We start from the raw sequence: 17,203 nt of genomic DNA, 5'->3' as shown, positions 1-17,203 counted from the left end.
GCGCGCAGAGAATTATATTGCAATAGATACATTTTTTCTGAAATAATCAAAATATTTAAAATTTAAAAATTTAAAAGACGAGGGAGAATATTATGAAAAATATATTAAAAAAATTAGGATTATTTACAATTATGTTAGGTTTAGTAAGTGGAATGGCAGGTTGCTCAAAATCAGATAATGAAAAGGATAAAGATGCTTCAAATGCATCAAAAAAAGAGGTAATTGTAGGATTTGATAATACATTTGTACCAATGGGATTTTTAGATGAAAAAGGAGAAACAGTGGGATTTGATGTTGATTTAGCAAAAGAGACATTTAAGAGACTTGGAATGGAAGTTAAATTTCAACCAATAGATTGGTCAATGAAAGAAACAGAGTTAAATGATTCAAAAACTGTAGATGTATTATGGAATGGATATTCTATAACAGATGAGAGAAAGAAAATAGTATCATATACAGAACCTTATTTACAAAATAAACAAATAATAGTTACTTTAAGTGATTCAAAAGTAAATACAAAAGCTGATTTAAAAGATAAAGAAGTTGGAACTCAACAAGGTTCAACAGCTCTTGATGCAGTAGAAAAAGATAAAGATTTTATGAATAGCTTAAAGGGTGGAGCACCAGTTCTTTATGATACTTACGATAAAGCACTTAGAGACTTAGAGATAGGTAGAACTAGCGCAGTTGTTGGTGATGAAGTTTTAATTAGATACTATATGGGACAAAAAGGTGAAGATAAATATAAAGTATTAAAAGAAGATTTTGGATTAGAAGATTATGTTGTAGCAACATCTAAGGAAAATCCAGAACTTTGTAAAAAAATAAATGAAACATTAAAAGAAATGAAAAAAGATGGAGTTTTTGACAAAATTTATGATAAGTGGTTTAAATAAGAGATAAGTTAGCTGTTAAGAAGGGGGCACTAAAGGCATGTTACAAGGTTTAGAAATAGTTATAGCAATGTTTTGTATAACATTAATAGTATCAATTCCATTGGGGATTGGAGTTGCATTTTTAAGATTATCAAAAAATAAATTAATAAGTGGTATTACACAATGTTATATATTAATAATGAGAGGAACACCTTTACTTTTACAAATGATAGTCATATTCTATGGTTTACCTCTTATAGGAATTGTATTTGACAGATTTACAGCTGGAATAGTAGCTTTCTTCTTAAATTATGCAGCATACTTTGCAGAAATATTTAGAGGTGGAATACAATCAATAGATAGAGGTCAATATGAAGCTTCAAAAGTACTAGGGTTTGACAAATTTACGATGTACAAGAGAATAATATTTCCACAAGTTTTTAAAAGAATACTAGCACCTATTTCAAATGAAGTAATTACATTAGTAAAAGATACATCTTTAGTATATATATTAGGATTAAATGATATTTTAAGAATATCTCAAATAGCAATGAATAGAGAAGCAAGTTTGTTACCACTATTTGAGGCAGGAGCAATATATCTTATATTTGTAGCTATACTTACTAAGGGATTTGAATTACTTGAAAAAAAATATTCTTATTACAGATAAAGCTACAATAATTATAGGAGGAGGTTTTTTATATGTTGAAAATCAGGAATTTAAATAAATCATTTAAAAAAAATAAAGTGCTTAAAGATATTTCTTTTGAACTAGAAGAAGGTCAGATTGGAGTTTTGCTTGGTAAATCTGGTGCAGGGAAGACCACAATATTAAGATGTATAAATGGTCTTGAAGAATTTGATAGTGGAGAAATTATAATAGATAATGAAATAATAAAAAGTAAGAAAGACATGGCAAAAATACGTGGTAAAATAGGTATGGTTTTTCAAAACTTTAATCTATTTCCTCATATGACTGTCCTTGAAAATATAATTGAATCTCCAGTTAATGTTTTTAAAGTCCCTAGAGAGGAAGCTGAAAATAGAGCTAAAGAACTTTTGAGACTAGTTGATTTGGAAGAAAAATTGAACTCATATCCATTTGAGTTGTCAGGAGGACAGCAACAAAGAGTTGCAATAGCTAGGTCTTGTGCATTAATGCCAAAAGTTCTTTGTTTTGATGAGCCTACTTCTGCACTTGATATTGATACTATTCAAAAAGTAGTAAATATAATGAATAGGCTTAAAGATAAAGGCATGACTATACTGATAATTACACATGATGTTGTATTTTCAAATAGTGTTGCTGATAAGATTATAAGTATAAAAGATGGTATAGTTGAGGATATTCAAATAAAAGAAAAAATTGTTTAAATTTTTAAAAACGGAATTTATATTGAAATTTTATAAAAAAATAAGGATTGTTTGTCTGACTTTTACAATGAAAAATATAAATTTTGATATATTAGAGCAGTTAAAATTTAATTTAACTGTGTGGTAAAAAAGTCGTGATATCAAACTGTCACGGCTTTTACATGTATACAAATTCAAAAAATGTATAATGTAAGATTAAAATTATAGAAATACCATACTTCACACCAAAATAGCTAAAGAAAAAGTATGAGGAGGAAGAATTTATCATCAACAGTAGCAATTATAAATTTAATGAAAGCAAATATGGAGATTTTAATATAACTAAGACTGTATCTATTGATGCTAGAAAATTTGAACTGTTCTATCGTATTTATGATAAAACTTGATTATAATATACATATTATGGGTATAAAAATGTAAATATAGAGATAAAAAATTAGAAAGGAAGTTTTACTATAATGATTAAATTATATGGATATACAAAATGTTCTACAGTTAAAAAAGCAAAAAAATGGCTTAAAGAAAATAATTTGGAATTTGAGGATATAGATATGGTTCAAAATCCACCAACTAAAAATGAATTAGAATTAATTTATAATATTAGTGGATATGATATAAAAAAGTTTTTTAATACAAGTGGAATGAAATATAGAGAATTAGGTCTTAAAGATGTAGTAAAGACTGAGTCAGATGATAAACTGCTAGAAATATTAGTAAGTGATGGTATGCTTATTAAAAGACCACTACTATTTGATGGTAAAAATGTACTATTAGGGTTTAAAGAAGATGTATGGAAAGATATTTTATTAAAGGAAGAATAGAAATCAATGGGTGTATTAGTTAAAATTTTTAATTGGTACACCTATAAATTTATGTATTAAATTTACTTTTGTTATACATAAATAATAAGAAATACACGTGAATATACAACTCTAATAAATTTTACAGGTATATTATTCTACTATTTTCTCAATGCAGTTAAAATTTATACATAGTAATTACTGTTAATTACAAGTTAGAAAAGTACATTTCTAGTCTCTATGTAAGTGTTTTTAGTATTGGGATTAAAAGCATATCAATAGAATTATTAGCTATTAGATAGTAGAATCTTGTACTTTCTGAGTTTAATATATTAAATAAATACATATCTTTTCACATAAAAGTACTATTAAATCTAAATCTTGATTTTAATCTATTAATTCTTGCAAACATGCATGTGATTTATTAGAATTTATACTATACATAAAGTCTAATATTATTTATTATTTTGGGGATATTTGTTACTATTAAAAAAATTCACATTGACCTTGTCTCAAATAAATTTAATGTAAATAAATATATCCTTTCTTATACAAATTATATCATTTATTTTATTTAAAATAACATAATATTACAACGAATTATTACAAAATTACTTATTATTAACCATGAACATTTGTTTTGTGATATTATATTTATATGAGGATATTGTCATAAAAACGTTATATTTATACAAAAAATTAAATGAAAATTTATTTAATATGAATGTTTTTTATAAATTATACCTCTACTTATAGTTTTACAAATAATAATAGTATTTAAAAATTTGACAACAAAAAAAGAAAACTTTCAAAAGAATTAAATCTAAAAAGAATAGGAGATAAATATGGGTATTGAAGATTTATATGGTTTTGAATGTGTTCCTGTGAACAATGAGATTGATATTGACAATTTATTGGAGACAATGATAGAAGATGGAAAAGAAAAAGGATATACACCAATTATAATTATCGATGAAAAGGTAGGATTGCTAAAAGAAAACATTGATATTGTCAATAAAGAGTATGGTTCTCTTGAGAACTACAAAGAGCATTGTCTGAAAAAATATAATGAAATTGATGTAAATGAATTTTTCAAGTGTAGGAAGAGTGAAATTTCAGAGGTGGTAAAGGAACTCATAGAGTCAGAAGATATTTTTTGTGATTATAAAAGTTTTAACCCAATTACAAATATAGATATATTTCAAGAAAATAACAAAGTTTACATAGCTAAAGTTCCAACAACTAAACCTTATGAAGTATTTGCATATATACCAATTGGTGGATTTAACGATTGTCCTAGTGATGAAGAGCATATAGCAGTTGCAAAATATTGGTACGAAAATTATGGAGCATACCCAATAGCAATTGGATGTGACACAGTCCAATATTTTTCAAAAAATATACCTAGTGACAATACAATGTTCAATAACCTATGCATAGAGTTAATCTTGTACTGTGAAGATATTATTGTACAAGGATATGAGACATTAAGAGCTCTAAAAGAGGTAATACAAGATTCTACCATATGGCTTTTTTGGTGGGATTGATATAGAGCTCTGTAAACTATAAGTATTAAGTTTTTAAAACATTTTTAATGATAGTATCTTTTTGTAATTTACAATTATATCGATAAGAAGAGTAATTATATGAGAATAAAATCGTGAACTTAGCCATGAAGATAGGCTATTTAGGCTTCATGGCTTTTAAGTATATTACTGTATTACACTGTTTTGTTTTTATATAGTGTAATACAGCAATATGCTTAAATTGTAAAGATATAAATAAAAGTACTTTAATATTATAATTAATATATTTAAAAGTTATTCTAATTTTTTAAATATATACTTTATATGTTATAATCATTAAGTATGTAAAAAATAAGAATAGTTTTAGAGTTCATATTTCATTGATATGGAGGTAGATTTAGTGAAGGAAAGAGAAAAGTTAGAAAAATTAAGAGAAAAATTGATTGGATTAGAAAGTGTGGCAGTTGCTTATTCAGGTGGAGTTGACAGTAATTTCTTACTTAAAGTAGCAAGAGATACATTAGGAGATAATGTTATAGCTGTAACTATTCATGCAATGATGCACTCAAATAGAGAAATAGAAGAAGCAAAACAATATACTAAAAATTTTGGAGTTAAACATATTATATTAAAAATAGAAGATTTTGATTTAAAGGAATTCAAAGAAAATGGTGTTGAAAGATGTTATTATTGTAAAAAATATATATTTACTAAAATAAAAGAGGTCGCAAAGGAACATAATATAAAGTACATAGTGGATGGAACCAATGTAGATGATTTAGGAGACTATAGACCAGGTCTTAAAGCACTAAATGAACTAGAAGTAATTAGTCCATTGAAAGAAAGTGGATTAAAGAAAAATGAAATTAGGTTACTTTCAAGAGATATGAAGTTAGAAACTTTTAACAAACCATCATTTGCATGTCTGGCAAGCAGAATTCCTTATGGTGTTGAAATTACAGATGAAAAGCTTAGGATAATAGAAAAAAGTGAAGAATATTTATCTGATTTGGGCTTTTCTCAATTTAGAGTAAGAATGCATGGAGATATAGCTAGAATAGAAGTTAATCAGGAAGAATTAGGTAAATTTTTTGAAAATAACAATTTTAGTAAAGTTGACACTAAATTAAAAAAATTTGGCTTTAAATATGTTACACTAGATATGTCAGGATATCAAATGGGAAGTATGAATTTAAACATGTAAATAGGTTAAAAAATAAATAATCGTTGTAATTAATATAGGAAACAGGAGGTTTTATGAAAAACTATACATTAATATCGCCATGTTTTTTTGGAATGGAAAAAATGTTGGCTAGAGAAATTACTAATTTGGGATATGAAATAATAAAAACAGAAGATGGAAGAATAACATATAAGACTGATGAATTTGGGATAGCAAAATCAAACATGTGGTTAAGATGTGCAGAAAGAGTACATCTTAAGATTGCTGAGTTTGAAGCAAAAAGCTTTGATGAATTATTTGAAAATACAAAAAGGATAAATTGGTCTAAATATATACCTTATGGAGCTCAATTTCCTATTTCAAAAGCTTCTTCTATAAAATCAAAATTATACAGTACACCAGATGTACAAGCTATAGTAAAAAAAGCTATTGTAGAAAGCTTGAAGAAAAGTTATTTAGAGGATGGTTTGCTTAAAGAAGATAAAGAAAAATACCCTATATTTGTATTTATACACAAAGATAAAGTAACTCTTTCAATAGACACAACAGGAGATGCTTTACATAAAAGAGGATATAGAGAAAAAGCAAATAAAGCTCCGATAAGAGAAACTTTAGCTTCTGGACTTATCTACTTAACTCCTTGGAAAGCAGGTAGGACTTTAGTAGACCCTATGTGTGGTTCTGGTACTATATTAATTGAAGCAGCTATGATAGGTATAAATATGGCACCTGGATTAAATAGAGAATTTATATCAGAAAAATGGAGAACGCTTGATAAAAAGATTTGGTGGGATGTAAGAAAAGATGCTTTTAATAAAATAGACAATGAATCTAAATTTAAAATTTATGGATATGATATAGATGCAGAATGTATAGATATAGCTCGAGAAAATGCAGAAATAGCAGGTGTAGATGAATATATAGAATTCAATGTAGGAGATGCAACTGAGTTTGAGAGTGAAGAAGAATTTGGATTTATAGTTACCAATCCTCCTTATGGAGAACGATTGGAAGATAAGGATAGTGTTAAACAATTATATAAAGAGCTTGGTTATGCATTTAGAAAGTTAAAAAATTGGTCATATTATCTGATAACTTCCTATGAAGAATTTGAATATGAATTTGGACAAAAAGCAGCTAAAAAGAGAAAATTATATAATGGTATGCTAAAAACTAACTTTTTCCAATATCCAGGGCCTAAACCTCCTAGAAATAATAATTAGATTTTATATTTATCATAAGTTTTATCAAAATATAAAGTTTTGTTAAAATAAGTAAAACCTTATGAGGATTTGAAACGTCTAACTATTGTGAGGAGATTTTTGCGAGAAAAAAGAAAAATTTAAGATTGTAGGATTAGGAGGGGTTAAATGAAGTTATTAAAGCTTATTATTGTATCAGGCTTAATGATGTTATTTGTTACTGGATGTAATGTTAAAACTGAATCTCCAGAACAATTGGCAAAGATACCTAACTATGATGATACAAAAAAAGTATTGTACGATGGTATAGATCAGCTACTAAAACCAGACTCATCTATGATATTGCCTTCTAATACAAAAGAGGTAGGAAAAATAAATAAGGTAGATTTAAATAGTGATGGAGTTGATGAATTAGTAGTATTTGAGCAAAAAGAAGATTTAAGTAATAATGTTAATAAAGTAGGTTTTGTAACTTTAAGTTACAATGGTGAAAAATATGTACTAGGAGACCATTATTTAGAAAATGGAGAATCAATAGAATATGCTAATTTCTATGATTTGGATTCAGATGGATATAAGGAAGTTATTTTACTTGTTAAATCCAAAGATAAAACTAATATGCATATATACAAAGTAAGGGATAATGAAATCACAAAAGTATACGATTTAGATGCTTCTTGGATTCAAAATAAAGAAGATTTTAACGATATGAAGGTAAAGATTGGTTATATAGATGGAGATGACAAGATAGATATATTAATGCTTCATTTGAATAATAAAACTAATGAGATGTTTGCAACTGTTGCAAATTTTGATGGAACTATGAAGGTTAAGGATTATGTCAAATTTGAAAATGTAAAAAATCTAAATGAGTTATATATAACTCTAGGTAATGTTGCTTCATCTGTTGGAAATTCAGCTGCATCCATCAAAGGTGTTGTACTAGATATTCCCATGTTAAAAGAAAATAATTATATCACACAGATATTATATATGAAAAATGATAAAATTCAAAAAGTGTTTAGTGATTATGATAAAACTATTACTAAACCTTATTACATACCTGTTGATGATGTTGATAAAGATAAAATTATAGAGATACCTATAGTTGCTGGAGGGAATAGAAATACTTATACCTCTAAAGCATCTGCTAATATAAGTTGGTACAGATGGAATGGGAAAGAAGATTCTAATTCAAAATTAATATTTATAAGCCAGATATACTATAATTATAAATACAATTTTAGATTATTTATGCAAAATAATTTAGTAGATAAAATAATTGTTGAACAAGAATTTGTTGGGGAAAAAGCTGTATTTAAATTTTACTATTTTGATTATTCAGAACGTAAGAATTTATTTAATATAATAGTAGAGAGTAAAAATAAACTTGAAGATAGAAAAAGTGCAAATACACAAAATTCTATTGTACTTCAAGAAAGCGATGAATATACTTTTTTACTAACTATAAATGATGCAAATGAAATGGATAAGTTAGATATTACGATAGACGCATTAAAAGAGTATTTCTCATTAATATATGGTTAATATTACACTCAATTGGAGGTTTTATTTTATGAAGGAAAAAATACTTATACTAGAAGATGAAATTGGAATTAGAAGTTTTGTCAGTATAAACTTAAAAAGAGAAGGCTATGAAATAGTTGAAGCAGGTACTGGTAGAGAAGCTATAGAAAAAATGACAACAGAAAGTGATATTACAATAGCTCTTTTAGATGTAATGCTTCCAGATATAAGTGGGATAGAGGTTTGTAAGTTTATAAGGGAAAATTTTGATCAAGTTGGGATAATAATGCTTACTGCAAAAGCTCAAGAAGATGATAAAATAGAAGGATTTATTTCAGGAGCAGATGATTACATCATAAAACCATTTAGTATAAAGGAACTTTTAGTTAGGGTTTCTGCTCTTATCAGAAGAGTTGCAAAAGATGATTCAAATGTTAAGTCAAGTGAGATAGTCTCGCCACCATTTATACTTGATATAGATAAAAGAAAATTATTTAAGAATGGTAAAGAGATTGAACTTACTCCAACAGAATTTTCAATAGTAAAATATTTGATATCAAATGCTAAACAATCATTAAGTAGAGATCAGATATTAGATGAGGTATGGGGAACTAATTATTTGTATGATTTTAAAATAGTAGATGTAAATATAAGAAGGATAAGAAATAAAATAGAAGATGACCCATCAAAACCAAAATATATACAAACTATTTGGGGTTATGGATACTGTTTTAGAAAGGAAGAATAATAGTGTTACATTTTGAAGGTCTGAGAAAAAAAGTAATAAAAAACTATTTTATAATAATTATTATAATGGTAACTCTGTTTGAAGGGCTATTCATGTTTTATATACAAAACTATTACTATGATTCTGTTAAACAGTTACTTGAATCTGAAATAAAATACGCTGATGAATATAATGCTATTACAATGGAAACTACAAGCTTTGAGAAAAAAGTTAAAAATATTTTTGATAAACAGCCATTAACAAAGAATTCAGAATTTGGGATTTCGATAATAGATAAGAATAAAAATGTTATATTGGACCAATATGGATTTAAAAGTAAAGAAAAAGCAAATTATGAAGATGTAGATAATGCATTAAGAGATGTAAAGACTAAAAATTTAACACCATATACTTATAAAATACCAGATACAGGAGAGCATGTCATGAGCATCTCCTTACCACTCAAAGTAAATAATATTATAGAAGGTGTTGTTAGATATACTGTTTCATTAGATGGAATTGATAACGCCATATTAAAGCAAGCTACATGGCTTATATTGGCGGGAATATTTATACTTATTATAGCTATATTAATAAGTCTCAAATTTGCTGAGACTCTTATAAAACCATTGAGAGAGCTAAAGAAGTTTGCAAACGAATTAGCTGTAGGAAACTACAATATAAAATTGGAAAATATGAAGATTGTAGATGATGAAATTGGTGATTTAGCACAGACATTTGAACATATGGCACATGAAATTGATAAGAGTGAAAAATTGAAAGAAGAATTTATATCTTCTGTATCTCATGAGTTGAGAACCCCTCTTACATCTATAAAGGGATGGAGTGAAACATTAGGATATGAAAGTATAACTAGAGAAGAGTTAGATTTAGGTCTAGGTATTATACAAGATGAGACAGAAAGACTTATAAAGTTGGTAGAAGAATTATTGGATTTCTCAAGGCTTTCTTCTGATAGGATAAAGCTTCATATTGATATAGTTGATGTTGAAGGATTAGTTGTTGGGGTTGTAAATCAGTTGAAAGTTAAAGCAGCTGAAAAAGATATATCACTTTTATTTGAATTTGAAAATGAATTCATAGAAAATATCCAAGGAGATAAAAATAGACTAAGACAAGTTCTTATAAATTTAATACAAAATTCATTTAAATTCACTAGTCAGGGTGGTTACATAAAAGTTGTAGCTTCTCAGGATGAAGATATAACAACTATATCAGTTGAAGATAATGGTTCAGGTATAGAAAAGCAAAATTTAAATAAAGTTTTAGATAAATTTTTCCAAGAGGATTACAACAAGGCTGGCAGTGGATTAGGTCTTGCAATTAGTAATGAAATTGTAAAACTTCATGGTGGAGTAATGAAAATAGAAAGTGAAAAGAATGTTGGAACAAAAATAACTTTTAATATAAAAAATAAATTTGCTAAACAGGCATAAATTCTTAGAAAGAGGATTAAGATGAGAAATATAAAAATGATAGTAGCATATGATGGTTCAAGATACAAAGGTTATCAAAAATTAGGCGATAATGACATGACTATACAAGAAAAGCTTGAGTCTGTCTTAAGTAAAATGGCCAATGAAACTATTGAGATAATTGGTTCTGGGAGAACTGATATGGGAGCACATGCAAGAGGTCAAGTTATAAACTTTAAAACAAATTGTATGGATTCAGTAGATAAAATTCAAAAATATCTATATGAATATTTGCCAGAGGATATAGTTGTAAAAACTGTTGAGGAAGTTGATGAAAGATTTCATTCAAGATACAATGTAAAATCAAAAACTTATTTATATAAGATTGATAATAATAAATATCACAGTCCTTTTATGAGAAAGTATGCTGCACACATAAGTAAAAAATTAGATTTAGATAGAATGAGAAAAGCAAGTGAGTATTTAATAGGAGAACATGATTTTACTAGCTTTGCTTCTTCTAAGTCTAAGAAAAAATCTAATGTAAGAGAAATTTACTCAATAAATATAAAAGAAAATGATGATATTGTAGAAATATATATAGAGGGAAATGGATTTTTATATAATATGGTAAGAATAATAGTAGGAGCATTAATAGATGTTGGCCTTAAAAGAAAAGCACCACAAGATGTTAAGCATATGCTTGAGTCGAAAGACAGAAGCAAGTCATCAGACACCGCACCAGCTAAAGGACTATGCCTTTGGAAAGTAAAATATGAGTAAGCTTAAAGAGAAAATATTTTAAAAAGAAAATAAATTATATAGTTGACATAAATGGAAAAATAAACTATTATATATTCTATAAGAGATGTCTAAAAAATTTGATATTTAAATCCGATGAAAAAGAGAGTAACTTTTATGTATTTTATAGAGAGCTGAGGATGGTGGAAGCTTAGCAAATAAGTATTAGTGAAAAGAACTTTGGAGGATGCTAATTGAATTTAGTATGTTAGTAGGTAATCTCGCCTTAAGAGAAAGAGTGGATAAGTTTATCTTATCAATTAGAGTGGTAACGCGGATATATTTCGTCTCTTGGTTTTTCCAAGAGGCGTTTTTTAATATATTTATTTACTAATATGTATTTAGTAGTTATACATTTACTGATTGATTAGCTAAGTTTATCAATAAGAGTGGTACCGCGGATATTTCGCCTCTTAGTATTTAAAAATACTGAGGGGTTTTTTTAGTATTAAAATGATTTTATAAGAATCTATATTTTTAAAGTCATTAAATATTAAGAGTTTCTATTAAAAAATAAAAAATATAAAATTATAATTTAAAATTGGGAGGAATTAACAATGAAGGAAAAAGTAGTATTAGCATATTCAGGAGGACTTGATACATCAATTATAATACCTTGGTTAAAGGAAAATTATGAAGATATAGAAGTTATAGCTGTTTGTGGAAATGTAGGTCAAGAAGATAAAATGGAAGATGTTTATGAAAAAGCTTTACAAAGTGGAGCATCAAAAGCCTATGTAGATGATATAAGTGAAGAGTTTGTGACGGAAACTATATTTAAAGCTGTAAAAGCAGAAGCAAAATATGAAGGAAAATACTTATTAGGAACTTCTTTAGCAAGACCTATAATAGCTAAAAAATTAGTTGAAGTTGCTCATAAAGAAGGAGCAAAATATATATGCCATGGATGTACAGGAAAAGGTAATGACCAAGTTAGATTTGAAGCTACAATTGCAGCCCTTGACCCAACTATAAAAGTTATAGCTCCTTGGAGAATATGGGATATAAAATCAAGAGAAGATGCTATAGATTATGCTGAGAAACACAACATAAAAGTAACAGCAACTAAAGCTAAAATATATTCAGTAGATGCTAACCTTTGGCATGTATCAACAGAAGGTGGAGACATAGAACATTTACAAAATGAACATAAAAAGGATGTATATAAACAATGTGTAGACCCTGAGGATGCATGTGATGTAGCTGAATATGTAGAGGTTTATTTTGAAAAAGGTGAGCCTAAAAAGATAAATGGTGAAGAATTATCTCCAGTGGCATTAATTCATAAATTAAATGAGTTAGGTTGTAAGCATGGAATTGGAGTTATAGATATAGTTGAGAATAGACTTGTTGGTATGAAATCAAGAGGTATATATGAAACTCCAGGAGGAACAATTCTTTATGAAGCACACAATATTTTAGAAAGTGCTACTTTAGATAAAGACACACTACACTTTAAGCAAATGATATCTTACAAATATGGAGAGCTTATTTATAATGGATTATGGTACTGTAAATTAAGAGAATCTATAGATGCATTTATGGAACAAACTCAAGATAATGTTACAGGGACAGTAAAAGTTAAACTTTACAAAGGTAATATAAAACCTGCTGGAATATTTACTGAAAATGCACTTTATGATGAAGGAATATCTTCTTTTGGAGATAGTGAACTTTATGACCATAAAGATGCAGAAGGATTTATTAATTTATTTACTTTACCACTAAAAATTAGAGCTATGAAGGCTGGGAAATAATAGAATATAGTAAATTAAAATTATTAGAGTATATAAGAAACGTTTTTTAGTTTTTTATATACTCTTTTTTATATAAAATTATTATATTATTTGTAATAATTTATTTGATTACAATACAAGAAATTTTAAAACTTATTTTTCTCAAGATTTTCTACTTATTTACAAGCATTAAAAGTCTAATTTTATTATAAGTTACACAATATGAATACTTATTTTTGAATTTTGCCATTGACTCTCACATTATAGGAGGGTTTATACTAGGTTTAATTAAAAATATACATGAAAAAGCTACTAATCGTAGAAGGCAATAACCATATCATTTGAAATTATAAAGATATAATTTATGAAAACACTATTAATTCCATAATGAAATTATTTATAAATGGAGGTAAATTAAATGAGGAAAATAATTGAAATAAAGCACCATTTACATGATTATGAATGTATGTGGAATGGTATAGAAGATATATATATGAATAAAATGGGTGAATCTCTGCCAAATGATTTTTTCTTTTTATTATCAGGTTTTGGCTCGTTTTGTTATCTAAAAACAAATAAAAAAGAATTAAAGAGAATGGTTGCTTTGGGGGATGGAAGAACCAAAAAAATGTATGAATTTTTAGCACCTATTGTTGGTTTTGAATATAAACACTATGAGTTTAAAAAGTATGAACAAGCTTTAAAAAAAGCAAAATCAGAAATTGATTCTGGTTATCCAGTTGTTTTAGGAGCCTTAGATATGTATTATCTGCCATATTATGAAAAATTATATCATAAAGAGCATATTCCTTTTCATTATGTGCTTATGGTAGGGTATGATGATATAGAAGAAAGAATATATTTATATGATTGTGGGATAACTGATTTAATCTCTATTTCTTATGATGAACTATGTGAATGTATGAATTGTAGTTATCCTGGATTAAGCAAAGCGAATACAATTTGTACAGTTAGAATGAATAGTTCAAAGAATAAATATCAGATTGCTCAAGAAGCACTCGCTATAAAGCGTGATATGTTTTTAAATCCACCTACAGGGTTTTTAGGATATAAAGGTTTTGAAAAGTTTATCAAAGAATTGTCACAATGGAAACATGAACTGGAAAAAGATGACTATGATAGGATTTTAGCTAATATGGTTATGTTTTTTGGAACAGTACCAACTATTCCAAATGCAATCAAAGGAATTGAAGAACCAGATAGTGTCGAATTTAAAGGTGGTTTTGATAAAATGAGCAAGATGCTTAAATCTATTGGAACTGAATACAAAAATGACTGTTGGGTAGAAGTAGCAGAGATTTTTGAAGAAAGCGCAATTATAATTGAAAAAATATCTAATATAATAATAGATTATTTATTGAATAAGGCTGATGAAACTGAAAAACTTCCTTTACTATTTTCCGAAATTTTGAAACAAATGAAATCTGGATACTTAATGTTAGGTATATGAATATAGAACAAGATTTCTTTTTAATAAAAAGTATATTAACTAGATAATCAAAATTTAAATATGAAATGAGTTCAAAAAATCAAATTATATATTTATAAAGTGTTGACTCTAACACCACGTTATATTGTAATATGAAAACATAGTTTGAAAATATTAATAAATACTGATAGGTATATAAATATTTATTAATATTCGTAGCTGTAAAATAAAATTTTGAGGTGAGGCAATGAGAACAGTAAAACAAGTTTCAGATTTGACAGGAATAAGTGTGCGCACATTACATTACTATGACGAGATAGGTTTATTAAAACCAAGTGAAATTACAGAAGCAGGGTACAGGTTTTATGATGATGAAGCTATTAAAACGCTTCAACAAATTTTATTTTTTAAAGAGCTTGAGATACCTTTAAAAGAAGTTAAAGATATAATGTTAAGCCCATACTTTGATAAAATGCATGCTCTAGAAAGTCAAAGAAAGCTACTTATTATAAAACGTAAAAGATTGGATAGTCTAATAGAAATTATAGACAAAACGTTAAAAGGAGAAAATGTAGTAAACTTCAAAGAATTTGATATGAGTGAATATTTTAAAGTATTAGAGGAATTTAAAATAGAGCATGAAGATAAAGTAATTAAAATTTATGGTAGTGTAGAGAAATATAATGAACATATTGAGAAGTTTAAATCTAAAGAAGATGAAATTGCTAAAATGGCTATAAAAATATATGGAAGTATTGAGAAATATTCTGAGGCTATAAAGAAAAATTTTAATAGTGATATATTGACTTTAGCAGAACAATTTGATGAATTTAAAAAAGACTGTTTGGAAGATAATCATCCAAAATTAAGTGAACTATATAAAATACTTGTAGCAGATTTAAATAAAAATCCTTTATCAAAGGAACTTCAAAAAATTGCTAAAGAGATAACAGATACATCTAAGAAAGATTATGAACTTTTTAATATGGAGTATGGAGATGATAATTGGTATAGCATGGTGCAAAATTATTTACTAAATCCTATATGGATAAAAGAAGTTGATAAAAAGTATGGTAATGGAGCGTGTAAATTTATTGGAGAAGTTTTGAAGAGTTATTTAGGTAATAAACAACCCAAAATAAACATATTATATGAAAAGCTTGTGGCAGACTTAAGTAAAAATCCTTCTTCAGAAGAGATTCAAGATATTGTTGGAGATATAGTATATGAAACTAACCGAATGAATGAATTTTACAAGATAGATGAAGGAGAGAATCATTTAGATTATTTGTCAGAACTTTATTTACAAAATTCTAGCTATATACAGGTGACTGATAAGAAATATGGTAAAGGAGCATCCAAATTCATTGGAGAAGCTCTAAAAATTTATTCTGATAGTAGTAAATTGTAAATAAACAAATAAGGATATAGAATTATTACTTTATCTATATCCTTATTTGTGACTGTTAAAATATATAATTTATATCAAACTTAACACTTTCAACAATATTTCCTAAATATGTTTTTATGCTTTCAACTTCTTCTAAGGATTTTAATTTATTTTCAGTATAAATTGCTTTATCAAGAATATTAAATTTTAGACCTATTTCGTCAAAGTATTCATGATTTAAAACTTTATACCAATGATTTCTTTCTTTAGACCATCTAGTAGATATAGAATCAGCTTCTTTTTGAGCTTTTTCCCATTCTTCATTTTCTATAGATTTCTCTAATATAGACATATTGTTTTTGTAATCTTCCGTAAAATCATATAGTTTATTATTAACATAAAATCCAAATAGCATAAATAAAACAGCCCATAGTATAACAAATGTTGTAGATTTCAATATTAATCACCCTTCTTATTTTGAATAAATATTTTGTCATTTTCATCTAAAACACAAATAAGAACATCTTTAAAAGTTTCTATGTGGTTAGACTTTAAGATACCCATTAACCAGTTAGTATCTTTTTCAGCCATATCAAGATTTTTATTTATTATTTTACCATCCAAAATAAGTGGAATTGGTAAATGGTTAAAAGCTCTTGGAGGAGTACTATTATAACTTGATGCTGGAACCACACTTAAATTACCATCAGTCTCTAAAATAGCATATTGTACATCTTTTATGTTGAAGTAACCTTGAATTCTCAATTGTTCTAACAACTCATCTATACTAACTCTTTCTTTTTTAAGTTCATTATATACAATCTTTCCTTTGTCAATTAAGACAGAAGGTTTACCTGATAAAAATGAACTTAATTTTCTGCTTTTTAAGGATAAAAATGAAATTAGAGTCTGCATAATTACAAGGCCAGTTATTGCTGCAACACCATTTATAATTGGTATATTATTATTTTCCATTGGGACGGATGCAACTTCTGCAATTAAAAGTGTTATGACCAAGTCAAAACAGTTCATTTCAGCGATTTCACCTTTTCCCATGACTCTAAGTGCAATCAACACTGTTATGTATAATATAATACTTCTTATTAATACCACTGTCATATCTATCAATTACTCCTTTAAAAAATATTTATACTAAGTTAGTATATCCTATATAAA

At 26.8% G+C, this 17,203-nt stretch carries 16 protein-coding genes and 1 other annotated feature; of the genes, 14 read left to right on the top strand and 2 right to left on the bottom strand.

All coding sequences use genetic code 11. From position 1 onward, the window contains the following. The first annotated feature begins 92 nt into the window (after nt 1-92). The 14 genes from IC214_RS07990 (at nt 93) to IC214_RS07925 (ending at nt 16,048) form a co-directional block, all read left to right on the top strand. On the top strand, nt 93-896 hold the full coding sequence (locus IC214_RS07990; protein WP_227834424.1) for an amino acid ABC transporter substrate-binding protein: 804 nt from the start codon (nt 93-95) through the stop codon (nt 894-896). A gap of 37 nt (nt 897-933) precedes the next feature. Continuing rightward, nucleotides 934-1,545 (top strand): amino acid ABC transporter permease, encoded by a 612-nt coding sequence (locus tag IC214_RS07985; RefSeq protein WP_227435933.1) that lies wholly within the window; start codon nt 934-936, stop codon nt 1,543-1,545. Between the two features lie 32 nt (nt 1,546-1,577). Next, nucleotides 1,578-2,249, top strand: a complete 672-nt coding sequence (locus IC214_RS07980) for an amino acid ABC transporter ATP-binding protein (RefSeq protein ID WP_227435935.1) — start codon at nt 1,578-1,580, stop codon at nt 2,247-2,249. 458 nt (nt 2,250-2,707) lie between these two features. Continuing rightward, nucleotides 2,708-3,070: an arsenate reductase family protein gene (locus tag IC214_RS07975; protein WP_227435937.1), complete on the top strand. Its 363-nt coding sequence runs from the start codon at nt 2,708-2,710 to the stop codon at nt 3,068-3,070. 824 nt (nt 3,071-3,894) lie between these two features. Further along, entirely contained in the window at nt 3,895-4,596 is a 702-nt protein-coding gene (locus IC214_RS07970; protein ID WP_227435938.1) for a DUF4253 domain-containing protein, read from the top strand. A gap of 364 nt (nt 4,597-4,960) precedes the next feature. Next, nucleotides 4,961-5,779, top strand: a complete 819-nt coding sequence (gene larE / locus IC214_RS07965; protein WP_227435940.1) for an ATP-dependent sacrificial sulfur transferase LarE — start codon at nt 4,961-4,963, stop codon at nt 5,777-5,779. A gap of 53 nt (nt 5,780-5,832) precedes the next feature. Next, nucleotides 5,833-6,981 carry a THUMP domain-containing class I SAM-dependent RNA methyltransferase gene (locus tag IC214_RS07960; protein ID WP_227483138.1) on the top strand — a complete coding sequence of 383 codons (1,149 nt, stop codon included), beginning with the start codon at nt 5,833-5,835 and terminating at the stop codon, nt 6,979-6,981. 147 nt (nt 6,982-7,128) lie between these two features. Then, nucleotides 7,129-8,508, top strand: a complete 1,380-nt coding sequence (locus IC214_RS07955; RefSeq protein ID WP_227435946.1) for a hypothetical protein — start codon at nt 7,129-7,131, stop codon at nt 8,506-8,508. Nucleotides 8,509-8,536: 28 nt separating this feature from the next. Continuing rightward, entirely contained in the window at nt 8,537-9,235 is a 699-nt protein-coding gene (gene walR, locus IC214_RS07950; RefSeq protein ID WP_227435949.1) for a cell wall metabolism DNA-binding response regulator WalR, read from the top strand. A 2-nt stretch (nt 9,236-9,237) separates the two neighbouring features. Continuing rightward, nucleotides 9,238-10,671: a cell wall metabolism sensor histidine kinase WalK gene (gene walK, locus IC214_RS07945; RefSeq protein WP_227435951.1), complete on the top strand. Its 1,434-nt coding sequence runs from the start codon at nt 9,238-9,240 to the stop codon at nt 10,669-10,671. Between the two features lie 21 nt (nt 10,672-10,692). Continuing rightward, nucleotides 10,693-11,433 carry a tRNA pseudouridine(38-40) synthase TruA gene (gene truA / locus IC214_RS07940; RefSeq protein WP_227483137.1) on the top strand — a complete coding sequence of 247 codons (741 nt, stop codon included), beginning with the start codon at nt 10,693-10,695 and terminating at the stop codon, nt 11,431-11,433. A gap of 105 nt (nt 11,434-11,538) precedes the next feature. Continuing rightward, nucleotides 11,539-11,746 (top strand) — a binding site (T-box leader). 262 nt (nt 11,747-12,008) lie between these two features. Beyond that, nucleotides 12,009-13,208, top strand: a complete 1,200-nt coding sequence (locus IC214_RS07935; protein ID WP_227435954.1) for an argininosuccinate synthase — start codon at nt 12,009-12,011, stop codon at nt 13,206-13,208. Nucleotides 13,209-13,605: 397 nt separating this feature from the next. Continuing rightward, on the top strand, nt 13,606-14,658 hold the full coding sequence (locus IC214_RS07930; protein WP_227834423.1) for a BtrH N-terminal domain-containing protein: 1,053 nt from the start codon (nt 13,606-13,608) through the stop codon (nt 14,656-14,658). Nucleotides 14,659-14,884: 226 nt separating this feature from the next. Then, nucleotides 14,885-16,048, top strand: coding sequence for a MerR family transcriptional regulator (locus IC214_RS07925; protein ID WP_227435959.1), 1,164 nt, complete (start codon nt 14,885-14,887; stop codon nt 16,046-16,048). 55 nt (nt 16,049-16,103) lie between these two features. On the opposite strand, the gene IC214_RS07920 is transcribed toward IC214_RS07925, so the two are convergent. Further along, a complete protein-coding gene (locus IC214_RS07920) occupies nt 16,104-16,484 on the bottom strand; it encodes a DUF4363 family protein (RefSeq protein ID WP_227435961.1) in 381 nt (126 codons plus the stop codon). Nucleotides 16,485-16,486: 2 nt separating this feature from the next. Beyond that, the gene (locus tag IC214_RS07915; protein ID WP_227435963.1) at nt 16,487-17,146 is read right to left on the bottom strand and encodes a DUF421 domain-containing protein; all 660 of its coding nucleotides are present in this window, start codon (nt 17,144-17,146) and stop codon (nt 16,487-16,489) included. Nucleotides 17,147-17,203: the final 57 nt, after the last annotated feature.

The organism is Clostridioides sp. ES-S-0190-01 (genome assembly GCF_020658275.1).
GTDB lineage: Bacteria > Bacillota > Clostridia > Peptostreptococcales > Peptostreptococcaceae > Clostridioides.
Note: the sequence above shows the minus strand (reverse complement) of the source record. Positions and strands in the feature narration are given on the sequence as shown.